This is a genomic window from Clostridium sartagoforme (assembly GCF_039521405.1).
GTDB classification, from domain to species: domain Bacteria; phylum Bacillota; class Clostridia; order Clostridiales; family Clostridiaceae; genus Clostridium; species Clostridium sartagoforme.
Map to the genome: position 1 here is coordinate 14,865 of NZ_BAAACH010000039.1, position 23,059 is coordinate 37,923.

General features: G+C 26.6%; 24 protein-coding genes. 16 read left to right on the top strand and 8 right to left on the bottom strand.

What is annotated here, in order from left to right:
- Nucleotides 1-28: 28 nt before the first annotated feature.
- The 4 genes from ABDZ60_RS17290 to ABDZ60_RS17305 form a co-directional block, all read right to left on the bottom strand.
- Entirely contained in the window at nucleotides 29-1,465 is a 1,437-nt protein-coding gene (locus ABDZ60_RS17290; RefSeq protein WP_343779847.1) for a HAMP domain-containing sensor histidine kinase, read from the bottom strand.
- Nucleotides 1,466-1,468: 3 nt separating this feature from the next.
- Nucleotides 1,469-2,152 (bottom strand): response regulator transcription factor, encoded by a 684-nt coding sequence (locus ABDZ60_RS17295; RefSeq protein ID WP_343779849.1) that lies wholly within the window; start codon nucleotides 2,150-2,152, stop codon nucleotides 1,469-1,471.
- Between the two features lie 262 nt (nucleotides 2,153-2,414).
- Nucleotides 2,415-3,500 carry a tetratricopeptide repeat protein gene (locus tag ABDZ60_RS17300; RefSeq protein ID WP_343779851.1) on the bottom strand — a complete coding sequence of 362 codons (1,086 nt, stop codon included), beginning with the start codon at nucleotides 3,498-3,500 and terminating at the stop codon, nucleotides 2,415-2,417.
- Between the two features lie 25 nt (nucleotides 3,501-3,525).
- A complete protein-coding gene (locus tag ABDZ60_RS17305) occupies nucleotides 3,526-4,548 on the bottom strand; it encodes a tetratricopeptide repeat protein (protein WP_016207728.1) in 1,023 nt (340 codons plus the stop codon).
- A gap of 161 nt (nucleotides 4,549-4,709) precedes the next feature.
- Between ABDZ60_RS17305 and ABDZ60_RS17310 the strand changes: the two genes are divergently transcribed.
- From ABDZ60_RS17310 to ABDZ60_RS17365, 12 genes are all read left to right on the top strand, one after another.
- Nucleotides 4,710-6,776 (top strand): PC4/YdbC family ssDNA-binding protein, encoded by a 2,067-nt coding sequence (locus ABDZ60_RS17310; protein WP_343779855.1) that lies wholly within the window; start codon nucleotides 4,710-4,712, stop codon nucleotides 6,774-6,776.
- 22 nt (nucleotides 6,777-6,798) lie between these two features.
- Nucleotides 6,799-7,050, top strand: coding sequence for an EscU/YscU/HrcU family type III secretion system export apparatus switch protein (locus tag ABDZ60_RS17315; RefSeq protein WP_016207726.1), 252 nt, complete (start codon nucleotides 6,799-6,801; stop codon nucleotides 7,048-7,050).
- A 58-nt stretch (nucleotides 7,051-7,108) separates the two neighbouring features.
- On the top strand, nucleotides 7,109-7,795 hold the full coding sequence (locus ABDZ60_RS17320; RefSeq protein ID WP_047001888.1) for a metallophosphoesterase: 687 nt from the start codon (nucleotides 7,109-7,111) through the stop codon (nucleotides 7,793-7,795).
- A gap of 233 nt (nucleotides 7,796-8,028) precedes the next feature.
- Nucleotides 8,029-8,250, top strand: a complete 222-nt coding sequence (locus ABDZ60_RS17325) for a FeoA family protein (RefSeq protein WP_047001887.1) — start codon at nucleotides 8,029-8,031, stop codon at nucleotides 8,248-8,250.
- A gap of 12 nt (nucleotides 8,251-8,262) precedes the next feature.
- Nucleotides 8,263-10,143: a ferrous iron transport protein B gene (feoB, locus tag ABDZ60_RS17330; protein ID WP_343779860.1), complete on the top strand. Its 1,881-nt coding sequence runs from the start codon at nucleotides 8,263-8,265 to the stop codon at nucleotides 10,141-10,143.
- A gap of 287 nt (nucleotides 10,144-10,430) precedes the next feature.
- Nucleotides 10,431-11,063 (top strand): DUF3793 family protein, encoded by a 633-nt coding sequence (locus tag ABDZ60_RS17335; RefSeq protein ID WP_343779862.1) that lies wholly within the window; start codon nucleotides 10,431-10,433, stop codon nucleotides 11,061-11,063.
- 21 nt (nucleotides 11,064-11,084) lie between these two features.
- Nucleotides 11,085-11,363 (top strand): DUF2325 domain-containing protein, encoded by a 279-nt coding sequence (locus tag ABDZ60_RS17340; protein ID WP_047001884.1) that lies wholly within the window; start codon nucleotides 11,085-11,087, stop codon nucleotides 11,361-11,363.
- A 346-nt stretch (nucleotides 11,364-11,709) separates the two neighbouring features.
- Complete coding sequence (locus tag ABDZ60_RS17345; protein ID WP_016207720.1) at nucleotides 11,710-12,102, top strand: YbaN family protein; 393 nt, start codon at nucleotides 11,710-11,712, stop codon at nucleotides 12,100-12,102.
- Nucleotides 12,103-12,233: 131 nt separating this feature from the next.
- Nucleotides 12,234-12,470, top strand: coding sequence for a glutaredoxin family protein (locus ABDZ60_RS17350; RefSeq protein WP_016207719.1), 237 nt, complete (start codon nucleotides 12,234-12,236; stop codon nucleotides 12,468-12,470).
- A gap of 167 nt (nucleotides 12,471-12,637) precedes the next feature.
- Nucleotides 12,638-13,291 carry a Crp/Fnr family transcriptional regulator gene (locus ABDZ60_RS17355; protein WP_047001883.1) on the top strand — a complete coding sequence of 218 codons (654 nt, stop codon included), beginning with the start codon at nucleotides 12,638-12,640 and terminating at the stop codon, nucleotides 13,289-13,291.
- A gap of 114 nt (nucleotides 13,292-13,405) precedes the next feature.
- Nucleotides 13,406-13,681, top strand: coding sequence for an ArsR/SmtB family transcription factor (locus ABDZ60_RS17360; RefSeq protein ID WP_343779867.1), 276 nt, complete (start codon nucleotides 13,406-13,408; stop codon nucleotides 13,679-13,681).
- A 177-nt stretch (nucleotides 13,682-13,858) separates the two neighbouring features.
- Entirely contained in the window at nucleotides 13,859-16,330 is a 2,472-nt protein-coding gene (locus ABDZ60_RS17365) for an FAD-dependent oxidoreductase (RefSeq protein ID WP_343779868.1), read from the top strand.
- 123 nt (nucleotides 16,331-16,453) lie between these two features.
- On the opposite strand, the gene ABDZ60_RS17370 is transcribed toward ABDZ60_RS17365, so the two are convergent.
- Nucleotides 16,454-17,422 carry a methyl-accepting chemotaxis protein gene (locus ABDZ60_RS17370; protein ID WP_343779869.1) on the bottom strand — a complete coding sequence of 323 codons (969 nt, stop codon included), beginning with the start codon at nucleotides 17,420-17,422 and terminating at the stop codon, nucleotides 16,454-16,456.
- A gap of 1 nt (nucleotide 17,423) precedes the next feature.
- Nucleotides 17,424-18,146, bottom strand: a complete 723-nt coding sequence (locus ABDZ60_RS17375; RefSeq protein ID WP_343779870.1) for a DUF2225 domain-containing protein — start codon at nucleotides 18,144-18,146, stop codon at nucleotides 17,424-17,426.
- Between the two features lie 295 nt (nucleotides 18,147-18,441).
- Between ABDZ60_RS17375 and yjbM the strand changes: the two genes are divergently transcribed.
- Both yjbM and ABDZ60_RS17385 read left to right on the top strand, forming a co-directional pair.
- Nucleotides 18,442-19,233 (top strand): GTP diphosphokinase, encoded by a 792-nt coding sequence (gene yjbM, locus ABDZ60_RS17380; protein ID WP_047001879.1) that lies wholly within the window; start codon nucleotides 18,442-18,444, stop codon nucleotides 19,231-19,233.
- Nucleotides 19,234-19,699: 466 nt separating this feature from the next.
- Nucleotides 19,700-20,248 (top strand): NADH peroxidase, encoded by a 549-nt coding sequence (locus ABDZ60_RS17385; RefSeq protein WP_343779874.1) that lies wholly within the window; start codon nucleotides 19,700-19,702, stop codon nucleotides 20,246-20,248.
- A gap of 69 nt (nucleotides 20,249-20,317) precedes the next feature.
- On the opposite strand, the gene ABDZ60_RS17390 is transcribed toward ABDZ60_RS17385, so the two are convergent.
- Both ABDZ60_RS17390 and ABDZ60_RS17395 read right to left on the bottom strand, forming a co-directional pair.
- Nucleotides 20,318-20,782, bottom strand: a complete 465-nt coding sequence (locus tag ABDZ60_RS17390; RefSeq protein ID WP_343779876.1) for a DMT family transporter — start codon at nucleotides 20,780-20,782, stop codon at nucleotides 20,318-20,320.
- A gap of 14 nt (nucleotides 20,783-20,796) precedes the next feature.
- A complete protein-coding gene (locus tag ABDZ60_RS17395; protein WP_047000355.1) occupies nucleotides 20,797-21,219 on the bottom strand; it encodes a DMT family transporter in 423 nt (140 codons plus the stop codon).
- A gap of 112 nt (nucleotides 21,220-21,331) precedes the next feature.
- On the opposite strand from ABDZ60_RS17395, the gene yeiL reads away from it, so the two are divergent.
- Entirely contained in the window at nucleotides 21,332-22,015 is a 684-nt protein-coding gene (gene yeiL, locus ABDZ60_RS17400; RefSeq protein ID WP_343779879.1) for a transcriptional regulator YeiL, read from the top strand.
- A 335-nt stretch (nucleotides 22,016-22,350) separates the two neighbouring features.
- Entirely contained in the window at nucleotides 22,351-23,007 is a 657-nt protein-coding gene (trmB, locus tag ABDZ60_RS17405; RefSeq protein ID WP_343779882.1) for a tRNA (guanosine(46)-N7)-methyltransferase TrmB, read from the top strand.
- The last annotated feature ends 52 nt before the right edge of the window (nucleotides 23,008-23,059 follow it).

Sequence of the window (23,059 nt, forward strand, 5' to 3'; positions counted from 1 at the left end):
TAATATAGTATAAGATTAAAAATTTATATTAATTGTGATTTTTTATTAAAGGTAGCTTTATGGTTGAAATTATTTCATAACCATTATCTAAGGTTATTATGCCATCATGGTCTTTTATTATTTCTTTGCATAAATATAATCCTAGTCCTGTACTAGATAAATCAGATGAATCATTAGACTTAACAAAGGGTTCAAATATATGCTCAAATATATATTCTGGAATAGGAAGAGATTCATTTATTACATCAATAATATAAAAATCATTACAAACATAAGAATTAAGAATTATTGTGGAATTTTCAATAGAGTATTTTATCGCATTATCAAGTAGATTTATCAAAACTTCTTTAATTTTGTTTGGCTTTATAGAAACACTACCACTTTCTATAATAGAATATATTCCAAAATTATATTTTTCAGCTTTAATACTCATATCTGAACAAATGGCTTTAATCAAAGGTGCAATATCCATATTAATAAACTCATCATTTATAGAAGATAACCCCTTTGAAATATTTATTATTTCAAGAACTAGTTTATTTAATCGTTGGCTTTCAGAGTATATTCTATCAAGAGCTCGAGCTTTAAATTCTTCATCATCAACTATATTTTCTATCATCATTTCAGAATATCCAATAATAGATGTAAGTGGAGTTTTAAGTTCATGAGTTACAGTGTCAAAAAATATTTTTCTACTTAAGGCCAATTTTTCAACCTTTTCTTTTTCCTTTTCTATATCTAATATTTGTTCTTGAATTTTTGTTTTCATATTAATAAATTCTTTTGATAATATAGATATTTCATCATTTCCTTCTACATTTATATTTATATCATAATTTCCTTGACTTAACTTTTTAGAAGCAGAAGTTAGTATTTCTATAGGTCTAACTATTTTATTTGTAAGCCTATAGGAAATAGTAAATATAAAAATAATAAGAAATATTTCAATTAATGTCAAAGTGTTAGTGGCTTTTTTATAGTCAATAAGCAAAGGTGTGTAATCTTTAGTTAAATTTATGATTCCTAGATAAGATTTGTTTATTATTAAAGGATATGAAAGCACTCCAGTAAGAGAATTATTATTATATTTTATATTAACTATAGTTTTTCCATCCTTTACTTCATTAAGATTATTAGAAAATTCAATAGGGTTTTCTAATAAATTAGTAGCAATTGAATTACCATTAACATCGCATATTTGAATTTGACTTTCATAGTTTAATGAAATATATTCTATTAGATAATCAGCTTCTTGAACTAAAGCCTTATCTTTAAAGATATAATCTCGTATAGATAGAGTATATTTTATTGATTCTCTTGTACTTTTCATAACTTCTTTTAGTGAATTCGTAATTGAATTTTCCATATTACTTTTTAGAATTTTTCTAACAGAAATATTAAGAGATAGTCCGAGAAAAATCATAGTAATAGTTATTATTAAAGTGAACTTATATTTTAGTTTCATAATTTACCTCATAATGTATCCCACAGAAAATACTGTTTCAATTATTGATGCTTCATTAGGCGTGTCCAATTTACTTCTAAGCCTTCTTATATGAATGTCCACTGTCCTTATATCCCCATCATAAGAAAATTCCCAAACATTATCTATAAGTTGTTCCCTTGAAAAGACTTTATTTCTATTTTGGACAAAAAACTCTAAAAGTTCATATTCCTTAGGTTTAAGCTGAATAACCTTATCATTTTTTAAAACTGTTCTATTTTTAAAGTTAATCATGATATCTTTATTTATATTAATGAAGAGAGTGTTAGATTCAGAAGATGACTTTTCTATTCTTCTTAAAACAGCTTTTATTCTACTTAATACTTCTTTTATATGAAATGGCTTGGTTATATAATCATCGGCTCCAAGTTCTAGACCTAATACCTTATCAACAACATCGTTTTTAGCTGTAAGGATTATTATAGGAATAGAGCATTTAGAACTTATATCTTTACATAAATCAAAGCCGTTTCCATCAGGTAAATTTAAGTCAAGTAAAATTAAATCAGGTAAATTTATATTTAAATACTCCTTAGCTTCGTTTAAAGTGAAAGTACTGTAAGAATTATATCCTTCAGATTTTAATGCGTAAAATAATATGTCATTTATAGATTTATCATCTTCAACAATGAGTATTTCATTAGCCATATAGTCTTCTCCTTTAATGTTATATATTCTATTATATGGAATACTTTACAATAAATAAATAGTATAAGGACAATTTAATATATGAGAAAATATAAAATGGGAGGGATGCGATTATATTATGTCTTAAGCATTCCAATATAATAATTTTATATTTTCATTCAGTTTTCAAGTGGACTTATATAAGTTTGGGATGATTTAGAGCAAGATGAGATTATAGGCAAACTTATATAAGTCCACTTTCTTAATGATATTAGTTTAATTTTTAAGGTGTATATTGCCTATAGATAGAATATACAACATTATTTTTCAGTTCAATCCAACATAAAGTTCCTCTATTAGTTAATATGGTGTTATCATCAATAACAAGATCTCCTATATCCATTGGATTTCTTAAATCTATATAATCTTTAAAGTTATCAAATGATGCTATTAGATTTATAGAAGAATTACCAGGATAATCACGATTTAAACCTAAAGTTTCAACAAAGTCGTGGTGCAATAATTGAAAACTACAGTCATTAGATAATTCATAGGTGGTTATTGTGCTATAGTCATTTTTTATATAGTAGCCATCCGGAAGATAGAATTCTTCAGTGCTTTCAATAATTGGAATATCTTTTCTATCTTTAAATGCCTCTTGTAAAGATAGATCTTTAGTTATATAGAAGCCAACTAAATCAACATCAATATAAGTTTTACCATTAGATGAATAGATCTTTTCAATACTGCCTATTTGTTTATCATAAACAACTTGTGGAACAGTTAAAGTAACTTTTATCTTCCTGCCATATTCTTCATTAAAACCATAGTATTCAAAGGTTCCGCTATTACTTGTATCGACTTTAGCATAATCCCATTTTATAGGTAAAGTAATTGATTGATCATTTATTACTGCAGTTACGTTCTTAGGAAAATAATACTCGGAATTTTGTTCAACTTTATCATTAATATTAATTACATCAAATTTAGATGAGATTTCTTCAGCTACTTTTTTCATATTTTCAGCATCTATATTATTAGAAATAGCAGTTTTAGTTATAAAATAAGCATCATCTAATCTATTTGCTTCTAAATAAATATCTTTAATTTCTAAATATAAGTCTTTATTTGATTTATCTAATTCAATGGCTTTATTGTAATAAGCGCTAGCTTCATCATATTTTTTATCATTAAGAAGCTTTGTTCCATTATTTATAAGTTCAGTTACTTCATTTTCTTCAACTAAAATTTCTTCTTCAGTATTATTGGAAACAGTTACCTTTTTGCTTGTGTCAGTACATGAAAAGAGTGAAATACTTAGTATTAAAAAAGTTGCAGTGATAGTCAGTTTTATAAATTTATTATTCATTATAGATTCTCCTTTAAGCTTATTATTATGGAAGATATTGTTCAGAAATTTTAAAGATAGAACCATTCTTTATATCAACCCAAACAAGTAATATTCTTGCGTTATTATTCTTAGTATCGTTAAATGCTTTTAAAAAGTCGGTATAAGAAATATTTACTAATGTCCCTCTAGTTTCATAATTTTCAAGATTTATGGTGGCAGAACATAAAGAATATATACAATCATCAGATATAGGATAACTAGTAATAGCACTAGAGCTATTTCTTATCCAAACTGGGGCTGGCAAAAAATATTCTCCATTTTCATCAATTCCAGCTTTTCCATCTTTAATTGCTTCCCTAAGAGCTTCTTCTCTGCCTAAATAAAATTCAACTAAATCTAAATTAATATATAATTGTCCATTTTCTTTATAAAAGTCTTTTACCCATCCTATTTGCTTATCATAAACATTTTCTAAAATAGTAATATTCATTATTACTTTTCGTCCATATTCTTCATTAAAACCTTCATATTTAAATGTGCCTAAACTTTCTGTATCAACAATTTCATTATCCCAGGTTATAGGAATTTGCACTGAGTCTCCAAGTATCGTTATATTAGCATTTTTAGGTAGAGCATAATTGCTATATTGATATATGGAAGAAGTTAAGTTAATCACTTCAAACTTAGATGATATTTCTTTTAATAATAATTTCATGTTTTCAATATCAACATTATTAGATATTGCTGATTTAACAATGTTATAGGCTTCATCTAACTTGTTTATAGATATATATTTATCTTTTATTCTTAAATAGGTATCCTTATTTGTTTTATCAAGAGAGATAGCCTTGCTAAAATTTTCTTTAGCTTCTTCAAGTTTTCCTTCATCTAAAAGTTTTTCACCAGCTGTTATAGATTTTATAATTTCACTTTCTTCTAAGGAAATTTCATTTTCTGTATTTTCACTTAAAGTAATTTTTTTAGATGTATTGCTACAAGATAAAACAGTTAGTGGAATACATGTAATAATTAAAAATAATAATTTTTTTATAATAGATAATTTCATTTTTTTAACCTCCAAATATTTCTATATTTTTATAGTACTCTTAAGAGATTTCTAAAGATAATAATAATATTTCCAACTTATTTCCAAAACTATTTCTATTAAGAAAGTCTCTTATACATTCGATATTATAAATAATATATAAGTGTTTACGGGGTGAAGATATGCCAGGAGTATTTAATGTAGGGAATAACTATAATATTAATAATAAAAGAATATCTAGTAAGTTAACCTTTGATACTGGTGAAAAGTTTTCTGGGAAGATAATAAAAAAAGAAGGAAGTAATGAAGCAACTATAAGATTAATAGATGGATGGGAATTTTCAGCAGAAATAGATGGAGATATGGACTCTTTAGATAAGGGATTACAAAGGTTTCAAGTTGAGGGTTTTGAAGGTGGCAAGTTAAAGTTAAAGCTTATCGAAAAAAATGTAAATGGAGAAGAAGCTTCCCAAAGTGAGTTAAAGGAAATACTCTCAAAATTAGGATTAAAAAAGGAAGATATTCAATTAGTAAAATCAATGATAAAATTTGAAATTCCACTTACTAAGGAAAATATAAAAGAAATTAAAGGGCTAATTCAGTTTTTAGACAAAATACAAGGAGATCCAAAAGAAATAGAGGAGTTTGCAAATAAATACTTAATGAGTAAAGGTATATCTCAAAATAGCGAAGAGGGAAGAAAAATAAATAATATTTTAAAGGAGTTTTTAAGCGAATTTAAAACTTTATCTAAAGAAGATATTTTATTATTTTTTGAAAATGATATAGAATTTACTAAAGAGAATATAAAGGGATATAAGGATATATTTAAAGGAAAAGAAAATATATCAAAATTGCTTGAGGATATTTCAAACTCTATATCTAAATCTAAGGAAGAAATATTAAATAATGAAGTTATGTCAAATAGTGTAAAAGAGAAAATTACACAAGAGGTAAGTGAAGAAAATTTAAATTTTAGAATGGATGGTAATATAAAAAAATTAGAGGTACAAGAAGATTTGGGTGAAGCACTTACACCTAAATTAGATGTACAGGAAAATAATGAAAAAGAATCCAACACAAATAATAAATTAGCGAATGATGTATATCAAAAAAGAGATATATTATCTTCTAAGGTTAGCGTACTATCTTTATTAAGATCACTTTCAGGACAAAATGAGGACCTTATTAATATTTCTCTAAAAGATATATTAAATAATAGAAGAATGGAGTTTACAAGCAATGAATTTGATAGAACTTTAAATTCTATAAATTCATTAAAACCAGAAGAATTTATATCTATGATTAAAGATACTATATTTCAATTTAATGAAATTGGAGCAAAGGATATTGTAGATGATTTTAATAATTATTTAAATAAGAGTAATAATGAAGCTTTAGGGATAATAGGAGCTTTAGACTTAAGTAAAGGAGAACTAGAAAAAGTTCTTTCAAGCGTTATGGGAAAAGGTATAACTTTAACGGAAGAAGAGTTTTTTAAATTGAAGGATATTATAAATTTGAAATATCAAGAAATTACAGAAGTAGAATTAAATAATACAGATAAAAGTATAACGAAAGAGAATTTAGCAAACTTAAATAATGATATTAGTGGCAAAGTTTCACAAGAAGTCAATGGTAATAAGGAACAAATAAATCCAAATAATATATTAAGCAAAAATGTAAATAATAATATTCCAACAAAAAATTTAGTGGAATCCTCATTAAATAAAGGAGCAGAAGATAATAAAGAAATAATTAAAGATATAATTTCTAATATAAAGGGTGATTCTATTGTTTCAGAAAAAGTGTTAGATATTATAAAAAACAATATAAATAATATAAAAATATTTAATAAAATAAGTTCAGAATATTATTATGCAGATATTCCTGTAAATATAAGGGAGAGAGAATACCCTTGTAAGATAATTGTAAAAGATAATAGAAAAGAAGGAAAAAGAATAGATAGCACAAATGTTAAAATGGTAATTACAATTGATACTAAAACTTTAGGTATAGTAGATGGATATATGAAAGTTTTAGATAAAAAAATAGATATAGATTTAAAATGTGAAGAAAAGTTTGTAAAGATAATAGATATAGCAAAGACTAAATTAGTCAATAATATTAAAGATTTAGGATTTTTAGTTGAAGTTAAAGTTTCGAAGAAAGAAGAAGAAGTATCATTAACAACATGTAGAGAATTCTTTAGCTCAGCATCAGGAATATCTATAGATAGGAGAGTCTAGTTAAAGATCCTAGGAGGAAATTATGAAATCAAGAAAGAAAGCGGCAGCATTAAAATATGAAGAAAATTTGATGGCACCTACTGTTACAGCAAGTGGAATGGGGCATATTGCAGATAAAATAATTGAAAAAGCTGAAGAAAATGATGTTCCAATAGTGTATAATAAAGAATTGACAGATTTGCTTTGCAATGTGGATATAGGAGATTATATACCTTCTGAGCTTTATGAAGCTGTAGCACATATTATAGCTTATGTTGCAGATTTAGATAAGTAATAGAAGAATATTAAGCATTCAATGCCAAGAAATTTATGTCGGAAAGGTGAGTAAGTAAATGGCCTTATACGCTATTTCAGATCTTCATCTTGCTTTTACAACAGATAAACCTATGGATATATTTGGATCAAAATGGTTGAAGCATGATGAAAAAATAAAAGAAAATTGGATAAATAAAATTACAGATGAAGACATGGTTCTTATAGCAGGAGATATATCATGGTCAATGAGAGCAAATGAAAGCAAGGTTGACTTAGATTGGATAGATAAATTACCAGGGAAAAAGATTATATCAAAAGGAAATCATGACTATTGGTGGAGTGGAATATCAAAGCTTAATAACATGTATGAAAATACAAAATTTCTTCAAAATAATTTTTATACATATGAAGACTATGCAATTTGTGGTTCAAGGGGATGGATATTAGAAGGAAGCGATAAATTTACAGAAAAAGATAAAAAAATATTCCATAGAGAACTTATAAGGCTAAGGCTTTCATTAGATAAAGCTAAAGAAGATGGATATGAAAAAATAATAGTAATGATACATTATCCGCCAATGAATGAAAAAAGAGAAGAATCAGCTTTCACAGAATTATTCAAGGAATATAATGTAGAAAAAGTTATATATGGACATTTACATGGGCCTTCATTATCTAATGTAGTTAATGAAGAACATGAAGGGATAGAATATATAATGACATCTTGTGATTTTTTAAATTTCGATCCAAAGAGAATAGTATAAAATATAGAGCTGCCTAATGGCAGCTCTATTAAGAATTGATAATTTAGTCTATAAAACTCCTGAGGGAGTTTTTTTATTTTGCATTTTTAATTTTGTAGCAGCTACATTTATTATTTTCTAAATATTAGTTAAAAAACTAACAAATTTTTTTATATATATGCTTAGAGTTATTGACATTCAATATCAATTGAGTATAATTATAGATATAGAAAATACTGTAAGGGGGAAATGATGTGACTATATACAATATGAAAGTTGGTCAATCTGGTATAGTTAAAGAAATATTAGGAGATCCTAGATTAGCAAAAAGGCTAATGGCTCTAGGCTGTGTGAAGGGGACACCGATAGAGATAAAACTAGTAGCACCTCTTGGAGATCCTATGTTAATATCTTTTAGAGGTTTTGATTTAGCAATTAGAAAAAGAGATGCAAAAAATATATATTTAAATGTATAAGGAGTGGGGGATATGATAAATGCAGCATTAATAGGTAATCCTAATACAGGAAAAACCTCAGTGTTTAATGCTTTAACAGGTTCAAAACAATATGTAGGAAATTGGCCTGGAGTAACTATAGACAAAAAATACGGATTTATGAATAAGGATATAAAAATAGTTGATTTACCAGGTATATATGCTATGGATACTTATTCTAATGAAGAAAAAATAGCAAGAGCTTATTTAGAAAATGAAGATGTAGATGTAATAATTAATGTGGTAGACTCAACAAATTTAGAGAGAAATTTATACTTAACAACTCAATTAATGCAATTTAATAAGCCAATAGTGATACTTCTAAATATGATAGATATAGCTAAAAAAAGAGGACTAGATATTGATTATAGCAAATTAGAAAAAGAATTTGGAGTTACTATATTACCTATATCAGCAAAAACAAAAGAAGGTTTAGATAATATAGAAGAAGTAATAAAGAAATCAAAAGAAATTACACCAAATTATACAATGTCTTTTAAAACAGAAAAAGAAGCATATTCATATATAGATAAAGCTATAAGTAAAAGTTCAAAAGGAAAAGGAAATTCTAAATATATAGGTGAAAAAATAGATAAACTAGTACTTAATCCAATCCTTGCTTACCCAATATTTTTATTAGCACTATTTTTAATTTTTAAATTTACATTCAGTTGGTTTGGACAACCTTTAGCAGATGGATTAGATGCTTTTGTAGCTGACACTTTTACACCTTTTGTAGAAGGATTATTGAAAAATTCCTCAATATGGTTTAGCTCTTTAATTCTTGATGGAGTTGTAGCAGGTGTTGGAGGAGTAATAGTATTCTTCCCAATAGTATTTGCTCTTTTCCTAGGAATATCATTCTTAGAAGATAGTGGATATATGTCAAGAGTTGCTTTCCTTATGGATAGAATAATGAGAAAGATAGGATTATCAGGAAAAGCATTTATTCCTATAATAATGGGCTTTGGATGTTCTGCACCAGCTATAATGGCAACAAGAACATTAGAAAGTGAAAAGGATAGAAAAATGACTGCATTAATAGCACCATTGGTATCTTGTGGAGCACGTTTACCAGTATATGCTTTATTCGCATCAATATTCTTTAGTACCAATCAAGAGTTAGTGGTAATGGGAATTTATCTTTTAGGAATAGTTATAGCTATCCTAGTTGGATTACTATTTAAAAATACATTGTTTAAAAAAGATGAACAACCATTTATTTTAGAATTACCAGAATATAAACTTCCAAGTTTAAAAAGTATAATATTAAATGCTTGGGATAAATCAAAAGGATTTATAGTTAGAGCAGGAACATTAATTTTTGCAGTTTCAATAGTAGTATGGTTCTTAACTTACTTCAATATGAGTGGGTATACAGATGAGATAAGCACAAGTTTCTTTGCAAAACTTGGAGGTATAGTAGCTCCAATATTTAAGCCTCTAGGATTTGGTACTTGGGAAGCAGGAGTATCAATATTAACTGGGCTTGCGGCAAAGGAAGTTATTATAGGAACTATGGAAATAGTTTATGGAGATTTAGCACTTATATTACCAACAATGTTTACAAGCATAACAGCTTTAACTTTCTTAGTTTTCGTATCTTTATATACTCCATGCTTTGCAGTTATTGGAGTTATGAGAAAAGAATATGGGAATAAAATGATGACTATATCAATAGTATATCAATTTGTTTTAGCATGGGTAGGTGCATACTTATTTAGATTTATAGCGACTCTTGTTACGGGCGGATTAACAGCAAGCTATGTAATACAATTTTTAGTATTTGTAGCAATAGTTGCATTAGCAATTTTAATGCTTATTAAGTATTTTGATAAGGATTCAGTAGGTGAGGCAGCCCATTTAACAAAATAAGTATAAATATGAATAGGCTATATTAATCAGTTATATATAGCCTATTTTTTTGATTTTTTACCTCAGCCAGAAAAAGGACATATGTAAGTTTTCTTAATCTAAACTTACATATGTCCTTTTTATAAACAAATTCATTATGAAAATAGTTACAATGCATAATAAAGTAAATATTGACAAAACTATAATTATATTATAATATCTAATTGATAATGAAAATCAATATTAGCAAAATGAATAAAAAGTAAATTTAATATAAAAATCATTAATTATTAAAGAGGTGTTATGGTATGGAAAAGGTTGAATTTTATAAAAGCTTACAAAGTATGGAGGATAGAGAAGCTATAAAAAATTTTTTAGTATATAATAGTTCTCTAGTAATAGCAGGTGTAAAACCTTCAGTTACTTTAACAATAAAAAAATCTCCAGAAAACACATATGAAAGTTGGATAAAATATGGAAAAGATTTTTTAGAAAATATAAATTTAAAATCACTTTGTTTAAGAGAAGAAAAAAACGCCTCAATAATATTGGTATACAATGAAAATATACTTAAAGAGCATATTTTAAAAAAAGAAAATATAGAATTTTTAAATATGCTAGGTTATAAAAAAGAAGACAGTATTTATGAATATGTTCAGCAGTTAAAGGAAAGATATCAAGAGTTTAATTGTCCACATGAGCTAGGTATTTTTCTAGGAATTCCAATTGATGATGTAAAAGATTTTATGGAATGTAGCAGTAAGAGGTGTTTAGGTTGTGGATATTGGAAAGTCTACAGTAATTATGAAGAGGCTAAGAGAGTTTTTAAAAACTATGATGAAATTAGAGAAAAAACTATGAAGAACATATTAAGTGGAATTCCTATAGATAAAATAATTAGTAATATAAGCTTTTATAATTATGACCAATTATATATTTAAATAGAAAGAAGGAAGATATAAATGAGTATAGTTGTAGTTGGGGGACATGACAGAATGAGTAGAGAATATCTTGATGTCTGTAAAAAATATAATTGCAAGGCCAAAATATTTACACAAATGAAGGCTGGACTTAATGATAAAATAGGGAATCCAGATGTAATAATATTATTTACTAATGTAGTATCTCATAAAATGGTGAGAAAGGCAAAAAAAGAAGCAGATAGAAAAAATATAAAAATAATAAATAATCATAATAGCACAGTTCACTCTTTAGAGGAAATAATAAGAAATATAATATAAGATTTAAATTGAGAATATAAAGGCTACGATAAATAAATATGCTTATTTCACCGTCTATTTACCTTCGCCAACTTATATTAAGAATTTAAATTAATAATGAATTACGTTATTGATAAAAAATAATTGGTGATGGAAATTAAAAACTTAGTTAAGTGTAGCAGACTATAATTGAGCTTGTTCTCTGTTACTTTATTCCCAAAACTGTGAACTGTGAATTATGCGCTGTGAACTGTACCTTGTGCACTACAAACTAGAAATTTTGCTTTGTAAAATATTATAATGTAAGTAATTAGATATATAACTATTATTTATTAAGTTAAATACTATTAAAATGGGAGATATTATTATGAAGTCGATAAAAAAATATACTTATATAACTATAGGATTAATTTCAGCAATTTTGGGTGCTGTAGGGGTGGTGCTTCCAATACTTCCAACAACTCCATTTTTGTTATTAGCATCTTATTGCTTTGCAAAGGGATCAGATAGGTTTAACTATTGGTTTATAGGAACAAAGCTATATAAAAATCACTTGGAATCATTTGTGAATAAGCGAGCTATGACACTAAAAGAAAAGATAAGTGTTTTAGTATTTGCAGATTTTATGTTGGCATTCCCATTAATATTGCTAAACAACATGTTCATAAGGATGGGGATTGTAGTAATTATAATATGTAAGTACTACTATTTTATTTTTAGAATAAAAACAATAAGATCAGAAGAAAAAACAATAGTATAAATATAGGTAGTATATAGTCTTTCTATTTATTATAGAAAAACGTAAGTTTTGTGACTTTGTTACAGTCAAAACAAGGATATAAGAATATAATTATATCATAAATAAATAATATGATATTGGAGGAAATATAAATGAATAGCAATATAAGATTATATACAACTAATACTTGTCCTTGGTGTACTAAAGTAAAAAATTACTTAAAAAGTAATAATATAAATTATGAAGAAGTAAATGTAGGGTTAAATAGAGCAGCAGCTATAGAAATGGTAAATAAAAGTGGACAAATGGGAGTACCAGTTTTAGATATAGATGGTAAAATTGTTGTTGGCTTTGATAAAAATAGAATTGATTCTATATTAGGATTATAAATTATAAGTAATTATCAAATATGTTGATAAATAGAAAAAGTAAGACTAAAATATAATTAGTTTTACTTTTTTTTTGCATAAAAAAGTATAAAACTTATAGTTAGGAGAATATGATTATATCAATTCCTTAGTATTTTAATATATTAAAATTTATAAGAGGTATGAATATGGATTTAAGAAAAGAATTAATGGTGAATTATCCTTTTTTACAAGAATTAGATGAAGACATATTAAATAAGTTTTTTAGTAAAATAGCAATAAAAAGTTATGAAGCTGGAGAAAGTATGTTTAATAATAAACAAAGTTGTATAGGATTTTCCTTTATACTGGAAGGGAAAATAAGAGTATATAAGATAGGGGATGATGGAAAGGAAATAACATTATATAGATTAGGCAGGGGCGATAACTGTTTTAATACTATATTATGCGCATTAACTGATTCTGAAGAAAAGTCATTTTCAGATGTTGAAGAAAATGCAATAATTGCTTTGCTTCCAATGGATTTTTCAAAAAGATATCTATTAGATAATAGTAGTTTTTTAAAATATATATTTAAAAATCTTTATGATAAATTTGAAAATGTAGTTGAAGGCTTAGAAAAAGTGACTTTTAATAGTATTGAAAATAGACTTATTGGTTATTTTAAGGAAAGAATGAAAGAAAATAATAATAGTAAAATAATATATACAACACATGAAAAAATAGCAGCTGATATAGGATCTTCTAGAGAAGTGGTTAGCAGGAGTTTAAAGTCATTAGAAAAAAGGGGAATATTAGAATTAGGAAGAGGAAAAATTAAAATAAAAAACTGGAATTTTTAAAATAGTATTGACATTATAGTAACAATATCTTAAAATTTGAATATAGTAATATTATTGATATATTAATAACAATTAAAAGCATAATAAATATAGTGAATGAGAAGAGGTGATATCTTGGATGGTAATTATAAGCAATACGAAGATGTAGCAGAATTTTTAAAAGTTTTGGCTCATCCAGTTAGACTTTGTATAGTAAAAAATCTTTTAGGAAAAGGTTCTTGCAATGTAACTCATATGCATAGTTGTTTAGGTATGCCTCAATCTACAATTTCTCAACATCTCCAAAAGTTAAAGAGTGTAGGAATAATTAAAGGTGAAAGAAACGGACTTGAAATAGTTTATGAAGTAGTAGATGAAAGAGTAGAAAAAATTATACAAGCTCTAATATAAAAGGTGATAGTATATATTATTGGCTTAATTTGTTAATAAGTTTTACTTATTAAATTAGAACAGCTACCTTTAAGCTGTTCTTAAAATTTAAAACAAATATCGTATTATTATAATATATTAATAAACAAATTATAGAATTTATAATAAAATAATTTGATTAAATTTAGGAGGATTTCAATGAATAAAAAAGTTTTAATAGTTGGTGGAGTTGCGGGTGGAGCATCTGCAGCAGCGAGACTTAGAAGATTGGATGAAAATATAGAAATAATAATGTTTGAAAAGGGAGAATATATTTCTTTTGCAAACTGTGGTCTTCCTTATTATGTTGGAGAAGTAATAAAAGAAAGAGATGCATTATTGCTTCAAACTCCAGAAAAAATGAAGAGCAGATTTAATATAGATGTAAGGATTAATAGTGAAGTTATAAAAATTAATACAGATGATAAAAAGGTAAAAGTAAAAAAAGTTAATAATGAAGAATATGAAGAAAGTTATGATTATTTAATTTTAGCACCAGGAGCAAAACCAATAAGACCTAATTTGCCAGGAATAGATAGTAATAAAATATTTACCGTTAGAAATGTTGCAGATATAGATAAAGTAAAAACATTTGTAGATTCTGGAGATACTAAATCTGCTGTTGTTATTGGCGGTGGATTTATAGGAATAGAAATGGCAGAAAATTTAAAGGAAAGAGGAATTGAAGTAACTTTAGTAGAAGCAGCGCCACATGTTATGGCACCTTTTGATTCAGAGTTTTCAAGTCTAATCGAAAAAGAGTTAAACTCAAATGATATAAGTATAATGCTGAATGAGAAAGTTAATGGATTTGAAGAAGTAGATAAGTCAATAAAGGTTAAATTAGAAAGTGGAAAAGAAATAGATGTTGATATGGTTGTCTCAGCGATTGGAGTAACACCAGATACTATGTTTATAAAAGATAGCGGCATAGAGCTTGGTCAAAGAGGACATATAATAGTAGATGAGTATATGAGAACAAATAAAGAAGGGGTATATGCAGCTGGAGATGCAGTAAATGTAAGAGACTATGTAAATGGTAAGGAAGCTTTTATACCACTTGCAGGACCAGCTAATAAGCAAGGAAGAATAATAGCAGACAATGTAGCAGGATTAAATTCTGTATATAAAGGAACCTTAGGGACATCAATAATAAAGATATTTGATATGGTAGCAGCATCTACAGGAAATAACGAAAGAACTTTAAGTCGATATGGAATTAAATTTAATAAAGTCTATCTTCATCCAATGAACCATGCTGGGTATTATCCAGATGCAACCCCTTTAACAATAAAGGTTATATATGATCTTGAAGGGAAAGTTTTAGGAGCTCAAGCTTTAGGATATGAAGGTGTTGATAAATTTATAGATGTAGTAGCAACATCAATTAAGTTTGGAGGTACAATGGAGGATTTAGCAGAGCTAGAACTTGCATATGCACCACCATTTCTATCAGCAAAATCTCCTGCAAATATGGCTGGATTTATAGCTCAAAATCAAAACAAAGGACTAGTAGATGTTATAAACATAGAAGATTTAGATAAATTTGATAAGTCAAAACAAATATTATTAGACACAAGAGATGCACAAGAAGTTGAACTTGGAAAAATAGAAAATTCAATAAATATACCTGTTAATGACTTAAGAAATAATTTAGATAAGCTAGATAGAGAAAAAGAAATTTTAGTTTATTGTGCAGTAGGAATTAGAGGATATATAGCAGCAAGAATATTAAAAGCCAATGGATTTAAAGTTAGAAACTTAAATGGTGGATATAAGTCTTATGTGAATTGGAATTATAAGGCTAAAGTATTAGATAGAAAAATTGATAATATAAATAACAGTGAGGAGAGAGATTCTGTAATGAGAGAGGTAGCAGCTGATAAAGTAAGAGAGTTAAATGCAACTGGGTTATCTTGTCCAGGTCCTCTAATGCAAGTAAAGGCAACCATGGATGATATGATTGATGGAGAAGTTTTAAAAGTAAAGGTATCAGATGAGGGATTTTGCAGAGATATAGAAGCATGGACTAAGAAAACTAATAATAGACTTATGAGTTTAGACAAAAATAAAGGTATTATAGAAGCAACAATTATGAAGTGTTCAGAGCAAATTCTATCTGGAACTGAAATTTCTAATACTTGTACTACAGTCCCAAGTAAGAATGGTCAAACTATGGTTGTGTTTAGTGGTGACTTAGATAAAGCAATTGCTTCATTTATAATTGCCAACGGTGCAGCTACAATGGGAAAAAAGGTAACTATGTTCTTTACATTCTGGGGATTAAATATTTTAAGAAAGCCTGAAAAAATAAAAACACCTAAAAATATAATAGAGAAAGCCTTTGGAATGATGATGCCAAGAGGTAGTAAAAAGCTTGGATTATCAAGAATGAATATGGGCGGAATGGGTGCTAAAATGATTAGAGGGGTCATGGAAAATAAAAACATTCAATCATTAGAAGAGTTAATGGATGCAGCTATAAAAAATGGCGTAGAAGTAGTAGCCTGCACAATGTCTATGGATGTTATGGGAATAAAAAAGGAAGAATTAATAGATGGAATAACTTATGGTGGAGTTGGATATTATCTTGGTGAAGCAGATGATGCTAATATCAATTTATTTATTTAATAAAAAACTTATATATTAAAAAATTCTTAAAAACGATTAAAATATAAGGCTGTGTATAACTAATGTCACTAAATTAGTTATGCACAGCCATTTATTATTTATATAAATTATATATAAATGATTTTAAATTTCAGAATTTAATAAAGATATAGTAGAGTCAAGTTTTTCTAAACTAGTTGTTTGAATATCCATATTTGCAGCAATTTCTTCACATAAAGCAGAATGTTCTTGAGAAAGAGTAGAAACTTTTTCTATTATAGCTAAAACATCATCTTTTTCAGAAGAAGCTATTGTTAAGTTTCCTATACAGTCCTCTATTTCTTTAATGGAATCACTAATAGATGATTTTATATTTGTAAAGCTACCTTTAGTACTAATTAATGTTTTTTGTTGATTATCTATTGCAGAGCTACCAGCTTGCATAGCCTTTGAAGTATCAAGTATATCAGATTTTATATCATCCAATATTTTAGTGATACTTTCAACAGATTGCTTTGAGTTTTCAGCAAGTTTTCTAACTTCCCCAGCTACTACAGAGAAACCTCTACCAGCTTCCCCTGCTCTTGCAGCTTCTATTGCAGCGTTAAGAGAAAGTAGGTTAGTTTGACTTGCAATTTGGCTTATAGAATCTGTTATTGTATTTACAGATTCTAGTTTTGAAACAAGCGAGTTTACTGTTGCACTAACTATTGTAAACGCATGTTGTAAAGACTTTAATGATTCATCTAAGTCTGTGAAAGTATTTAAACCTTCATCAGCCACTTTATCTGTATCTAAAACTGTTATTTGAACATTAGTAACATTATAAGCTAATTGCTCCATACGAGTATTGAAGTTTTCTAAAATACTATTTACATTATTAATTTCTTCTGCTTGTGTAAGCGTAGCATTAGTCAAATTAGATAATGAGCTATTAACATCTTGAATAGCACTAGATATACTAGAGCTAGTTTCACTTAGCATTACCATTTCATTTTTTAGATTCTCATTTGTATTTTCCTTTTCATTGATACTGTTTGCTACAAACTCATTAGATATATTTTCGTTTGTATTGTCAACTTCCTTCTTTTTTGATTTAGAAAATAAACCCATTTTAGTACCTCCTAATTTTATCTTTTCCATCCCTAGCCATTTCTTTTACTTTTTGGGGAGCACCTATAGATGTAATTACTTCCGAAAACCATCTAAGTGCTAAGGAATCTTCCCCTATTCTTCTATGTAGCTCGCCTATAAGGAACATTATAGAAAATCTATCTAGTCCATAGACTGGAAGTTTTTCATTTATAAATGTATCATTAAAAGCTACTAATGATTGCTTTATGTAATTTTTTTCATTAGCCTCATCCATTAGTAACCTATACATCCAAGCAATTTTCAAACAAATCATAGCCTTTGTACTACTTTTACTTTCAATGACTAAGGCATTAAGTAAAGCTAGCTTATATCTTTCAATCGCAATTTTTTCAGTAAAAGGAATATCATATTCACGATTAACCCACTTAGGTGTTATCTTTTCTTTAATAAGCTTTATTTGAAATTCTCTTATTTTACTAAAATCTACTTTTAAAGCTGCATAACCACAAGTTGGACATAGCCAGACCTCATAAAGGTAAGGATTTATAACAGAGTATCTTATAAATAAATCTGAGTCCCTTGATGCAATTCTAGGTGCATTAACTTTTACACTTGCTGTTCTAAATGAGTTTTTACAAACTGGACAGGATATTTCTTTAAGAAATAAACTTTTAATTGTGTTACTATTATCGTCTTTGTTTATCAAATCTTTAGCATTGATATCTGCTGAATTCTTTATCATAAGTTATCACCTCTAATTTTTACATATATAATTTAATTAACAATTGATAGTTAACAATTGATGAGGTTTTGCTACGCAAAACTTAGAATATAGGTGTAAAATAATTTATTTTAGTTAAATATTAATGTTTTATTACAACTCATATATAATTATATCATATTGTATATAGTTTGTTTATAAAACATTTACAAATAAAATTGAAATAAATTATATTTATTTCAATTAACAATTTGATTACACATTTAAAGATTTTTGATATAATGATTAAGGTGAAGTTTGAAAAGGGTGATAAAATATGGTGATTCAAGATTGGAAAAGTTTTTTTATGCCTTATGAACAGGCTGTAGATGAATTAAAGGTAAAGCTTAGAAGCATAAGAAAAGAATATAGAAAGAAAAATGAATACTCCCCAATAGAATTTGTTACCGGAAGGGTAAAAGAGATATCAAGCCTTCTAGAAAAAGCTAATAAATTTGGGATTCCAATAGATAGACTTCAATATGAAATTGAAGATATAGCTGGAATTAGAATTATGTGTCAATTTGTGGATGATATAGATAGAGTTGTAGAAATATTAAGAGCAAGGAAGGATATGCAAATTCTTTATGAAAAAGATTATGTTAGAGGCGTAAAAGAAAGTGGCTATAGAAGTTATCATATGATAATAAAATATCCAATTAATATGGCAGAAGGGCAAAAAGAAATTTTAGCGGAATTCCAAATAAGAACTTTAGCCATGAATTTTTGGGCAACAATAGAGCATTCTTTAAATTATAAATATAAAAAGCAACTGCCTGACAATGTAAGAGAAAAACTAAAGAAGGCAGCAGATGCAGCTTTTGAGTTAGATGAACAAATGTTAGATATAAAGGACGAAATAAAAGATGCTCAAAAACTATTTGAAATAAAATCTGATATAATATCAAGTATAATGCATAATATATTAACGCTAACGTCTCTTGGGAAATTTGCAGAAGCAAGTAGGTATGAGAGTTCATTAAATAAACTAATAGAAGATGGAGAAATACATGAACTTAATAAGCTATTAGTATCCGTAAAAAAAGAAGTAAATAAATATAGAGATTAATATATTGGTGAATAGCACTAAGTAATTAGTATAAAACACTAATAAATATGGTAGTAGCAAGTTTTATAAGTATAAGGTTCAAAATTTGAAATAGACAAATAATAGTTTTTTGATCTTATAGATGATAGGGGATAGGTACTGAGTAATAGATGTTTTATTTTAAAAATCTAACATTTATCACTTGTTACCTATCTTCTTTTGATTTTAGATTCCCTTTGATTATAATTATATAATGTTATTCCATATTAAATGAGTATTAAAGCTAATTATAAATTAATTATATTTTTACGAAGTATAGTATAATACTAAATATTAGAAATTTTTTATTAAATTTAAGAAAAACTATTTACAAGTAATAATTATTATTATATAATAAAAACATCGAAAAGAGATTATATATAATTTAATAAATATTATATATAATCTAATTATATAAATAATGTGGAAATTAGGAGGAGTTTAGATTATGAAGAAATTTGTTTGTACAGTATGTGGATACGTTCATGAAGGGGATATGGCACCAGCACAATGTCCAGTATGTAAGGTAGGAGCTGATAAGTTTGTGGAACAATCAGCAGATTTAGCATGGGCAGATGAGCATAGAGTAGGAGTAGCAAAAGATGTAGATCCAAGAGTAATGGAAGGATTACAAGCTAACTTTGTAGGAGAATGTACAGAAGTAGGAATGTACTTAGCAATGTCAAGACAAGCAGATAGAGAAGGATTCCCAGAAGTAGCAGAAGCATATAAGAGAATAGCATTTGAAGAAGCAGAACATGCAGCAAAATTTGCAGAACTTATAGGAGAAGTAGTAGTAGCAGATACAAGAGCAAACTTACAAGCTAGAGTAGATGCAGAACATGGAGCATGCCAAGGAAAGAAAGACTTAGCAACATTAGCAAAACAATTAAACTTAGATGCAATTCATGATACAGTTCATGAAATGTGTAAAGATGAAGCTAGACACGGACAAGCATTTAAGGGATTATTAGATAGATATTTTGGTCAAAACTAATATATACGAGAAATTATAAAAAGAAGTTGTCTTAAATTAAAGTTTAAGACAACTTCTTTTTATATTAATTTACGTTAACATATCAATAGACTTTGATTCTTCAATTTTTTGGTCAACTACTATATTGTAGGTTAAGCCTATTAAAATGAACAGTCCACCAATTAATTTTCCTACTGATAAAGTATTACTATTAAAGTAATCTATGATAATTCCAATAGAAAGTTGGCCTATAAAAACTAGTAAAGTTAAGGAAAAAGATGATACTTTAGGAGTTGTATAATTTGATAAAACAACAACCAATATACCAATGCTTCCTCCTAAATAAGAATATATAGGCAAATTTAATTCATGAATTGGAGGAATATTTATATAATCTTTAGTTATAAGTAGGAATATGGTAGAAGTTATTAAACCTGTAAGGTAATTAAAAAATGTTCCTTGAAAAGTTCCAATTTCTTCAGCCAGTTTAGAATTAATGATTCTTGATATAACAACAGATACTCCAGATAAAATTGCTAATAAAATATATAACATAATATAAATACCTCCTAGAAAAATGTCATAATATAGATTCCAAGCATAATAAAAGATACGCCTAATAGTTTTTTCTTTTCAAATTTAACTTTTTTCATCTTCATCAATCCATAATGATCTATAATTAGAGATGATAATGTCTGTCCTAATAAAGCTATTGATATAGTTAAAGAAGCACCTAGGACATTAAAACTTATATTGTTGAAAATCACAGTAAGTACTCCAATTATTCCGCCACTATATAAAACTAGTGGAATACTTTTCTTTATATCAATTTTATATTTTTTATATATTATAAATATAGATATAACAATAAAGCCGCTTAAGTGGACAATTAAAGTAGAGGAGTAATTGCCTATTCGCCCAGATAAAATTCCATTTAAACTAACCATTAGAGTTATTAAAATTCCAGTAAATAATGATAGAAAGTTATACATATAAAATCTCCTTAAATCTTTTTTATAAATTTAACATAAAATGATTAATTTTTATTAGGACATATGTCATACTTATCATATATAAATTAAACTGTTATATTAAGGAGAAAAAATGAGAAGGATAAAAGATAAAGAATTGATAAATAAGTATATAAAACTTCATAATATAGAAGACTTGTTTAATGATAATATAAGAAGTAATTTGGAGCTTTTATTTTTTAGCAAAAGAGAACTAATTTTTAGAGATGGAGGTCAGGTAGAATATCTTATGTTTTTTGTAGAAGGAAAAGCAAAGGTATATTCAAGTTTGAAAAATGGGAAGTTATTATTACTAGACTTTTATAAAGAATTAGATACATTAGGAGATCTAGAATTAATAACTAATGACCTTGCAAGCTGTAATGTGGAAGCAATAGAGCCATGTGTATGTTTAGGAATACCCTTAAAAACATTAAAGAATATATATCATGAAGATACGAAGCTTTTGAATTTTTTGTGTAGTTCATTAGGGAAAAAGCTGAAAAGATCTTCAAGAAATTCAGCTATAAATTTAATGTATCCATTAGAAAGCAGATTAGCAAGTTATATTATTTCTATTGGAAATTCTAATAGTAAAGTTATTAGATTTGACGAAACTTTAACTATAATTTCAGAACTATTAGGAACAAGTTATAGACATTTATTAAGAACATTAAATAATTTATGCGATAAAAATATTTTAATGAAAGAAAATGATTGCTATACAATATTAGATTATGAAAAACTTGAAGCATTAGCAGCTGATGTATATAAGTAATATAATTAGTATTAAATATACTAAAGTGCTATCTGCTAATAGTTTTAGTATCAACTGAAAAAACTGTAAGCAATGAATTGTGAACTATTAATTATTAATGTATAATAATTATGAATTATATAAGTTGTAACAAATATTATATGTTTAAATAAGCTATTTTTGAAATTTATAGCTTTTAAGTATGAATAGTATTTTAGTAATTTATATAAAAAATTAAATAATATATGTGCTTTAATTTTAATACTTTATTTAAATAAGCTTAATAAATTTTAATCTTATAGATTATAATAATTTAGTTATTAATTGAGGTATATATATAATATGGAGTGAATAAAATGAGATTAAGAAAAAAGCCATGGGCTAGACCTGAATTAGAAGATTGCAATTTTTTTATAACAAATCCAAGTGATAATAAAGGAAATTGGGGAAAGTTGTTTAATAATGATAATCCTATATATTTGGAACTTGGATGTGGTAAAGGAACATTTATAGCTGTTCATGGCTCAGAAAATAAGGATATAAATTATATAGCCATTGATATTAAAGATGAGGTATTAGTGCTAGCAAAAAGAAATATAGAAAAGGCATATAATGATAAATATACAAACATAGATAATTTAAAGCTAATGGCACAAGAAATATCATTAATTAATGATGTTTTTAGCGAAGAAGATATTATAGAAAGAATATACATAAATTTTTGTAATCCATGGCCAAAAGAAAGACATAAAAAAAGAAGGCTTACCTATACTAAACAGTTAGAAAATTATAAGAACTTTTTATCAGAAAATGGGACAATATATTTTAAAACAGATGATGATGAATTATTTGAAGAATCGGTAGAGTATTTTAAAGAAACAAATTTTGAGATTGAATATATTACATATGATTTACATAATAGTGACTTTGAAGGAAATGTTAGAACAGAACATGAAAATATGTTTAGTGAACAAGGAATAAAAATAAAATTTTTAATAGCAAGAAGAAAATAAATCAAATTATGAAGAGTTAAGCAAAAAAGTCTCAATTGAGACTTTGTAATTT

Coding starts and splice junctions, on each gene's coding strand:
- ABDZ60_RS17290 (WP_343779847.1), bottom strand. CDS start 1,465: ATGAAACTAAAATATAAGTTCACTTTAATAATAACTATTACTATGATT.
- ABDZ60_RS17295 (WP_343779849.1), bottom strand. CDS start 2,152: ATGGCTAATGAAATACTCATTGTTGAAGATGATAAATCTATAAATGAC.
- ABDZ60_RS17300 (WP_343779851.1), bottom strand. CDS start 3,500: ATGAATAATAAATTTATAAAACTGACTATCACTGCAACTTTTTTAATA.
- ABDZ60_RS17305 (WP_016207728.1), bottom strand. CDS start 4,548: ATGAAATTATCTATTATAAAAAAATTATTATTTTTAATTATTACATGT.
- ABDZ60_RS17310 (WP_343779855.1), top strand. CDS start 4,710: ATGCCAGGAGTATTTAATGTAGGGAATAACTATAATATTAATAATAAA.
- ABDZ60_RS17315 (WP_016207726.1), top strand. CDS start 6,799: ATGAAATCAAGAAAGAAAGCGGCAGCATTAAAATATGAAGAAAATTTG.
- ABDZ60_RS17320 (WP_047001888.1), top strand. CDS start 7,109: ATGGCCTTATACGCTATTTCAGATCTTCATCTTGCTTTTACAACAGAT.
- feoB (WP_343779860.1), top strand. CDS start 8,263: ATGATAAATGCAGCATTAATAGGTAATCCTAATACAGGAAAAACCTCA.
- ABDZ60_RS17335 (WP_343779862.1), top strand. CDS start 10,431: ATGGAAAAGGTTGAATTTTATAAAAGCTTACAAAGTATGGAGGATAGA.
- ABDZ60_RS17340 (WP_047001884.1), top strand. CDS start 11,085: ATGAGTATAGTTGTAGTTGGGGGACATGACAGAATGAGTAGAGAATAT.
- ABDZ60_RS17345 (WP_016207720.1), top strand. CDS start 11,710: ATGAAGTCGATAAAAAAATATACTTATATAACTATAGGATTAATTTCA.
- ABDZ60_RS17350 (WP_016207719.1), top strand. CDS start 12,234: ATGAATAGCAATATAAGATTATATACAACTAATACTTGTCCTTGGTGT.
- ABDZ60_RS17355 (WP_047001883.1), top strand. CDS start 12,638: ATGGATTTAAGAAAAGAATTAATGGTGAATTATCCTTTTTTACAAGAA.
- ABDZ60_RS17365 (WP_343779868.1), top strand. CDS start 13,859: ATGAATAAAAAAGTTTTAATAGTTGGTGGAGTTGCGGGTGGAGCATCT.
- ABDZ60_RS17370 (WP_343779869.1), bottom strand. CDS start 17,422: ATGGGTTTATTTTCTAAATCAAAAAAGAAGGAAGTTGACAATACAAAC.
- ABDZ60_RS17375 (WP_343779870.1), bottom strand. CDS start 18,146: ATGATAAAGAATTCAGCAGATATCAATGCTAAAGATTTGATAAACAAA.
- yjbM (WP_047001879.1), top strand. CDS start 18,442: ATGGTGATTCAAGATTGGAAAAGTTTTTTTATGCCTTATGAACAGGCT.
- ABDZ60_RS17385 (WP_343779874.1), top strand. CDS start 19,700: ATGAAGAAATTTGTTTGTACAGTATGTGGATACGTTCATGAAGGGGAT.
- ABDZ60_RS17390 (WP_343779876.1), bottom strand. CDS start 20,782: ATGTTATATATTTTATTAGCAATTTTATCTGGAGTATCTGTTGTTATA.
- ABDZ60_RS17395 (WP_047000355.1), bottom strand. CDS start 21,219: ATGTATAACTTTCTATCATTATTTACTGGAATTTTAATAACTCTAATG.
- yeiL (WP_343779879.1), top strand. CDS start 21,332: ATGAGAAGGATAAAAGATAAAGAATTGATAAATAAGTATATAAAACTT.
- trmB (WP_343779882.1), top strand. CDS start 22,351: ATGAGATTAAGAAAAAAGCCATGGGCTAGACCTGAATTAGAAGATTGC.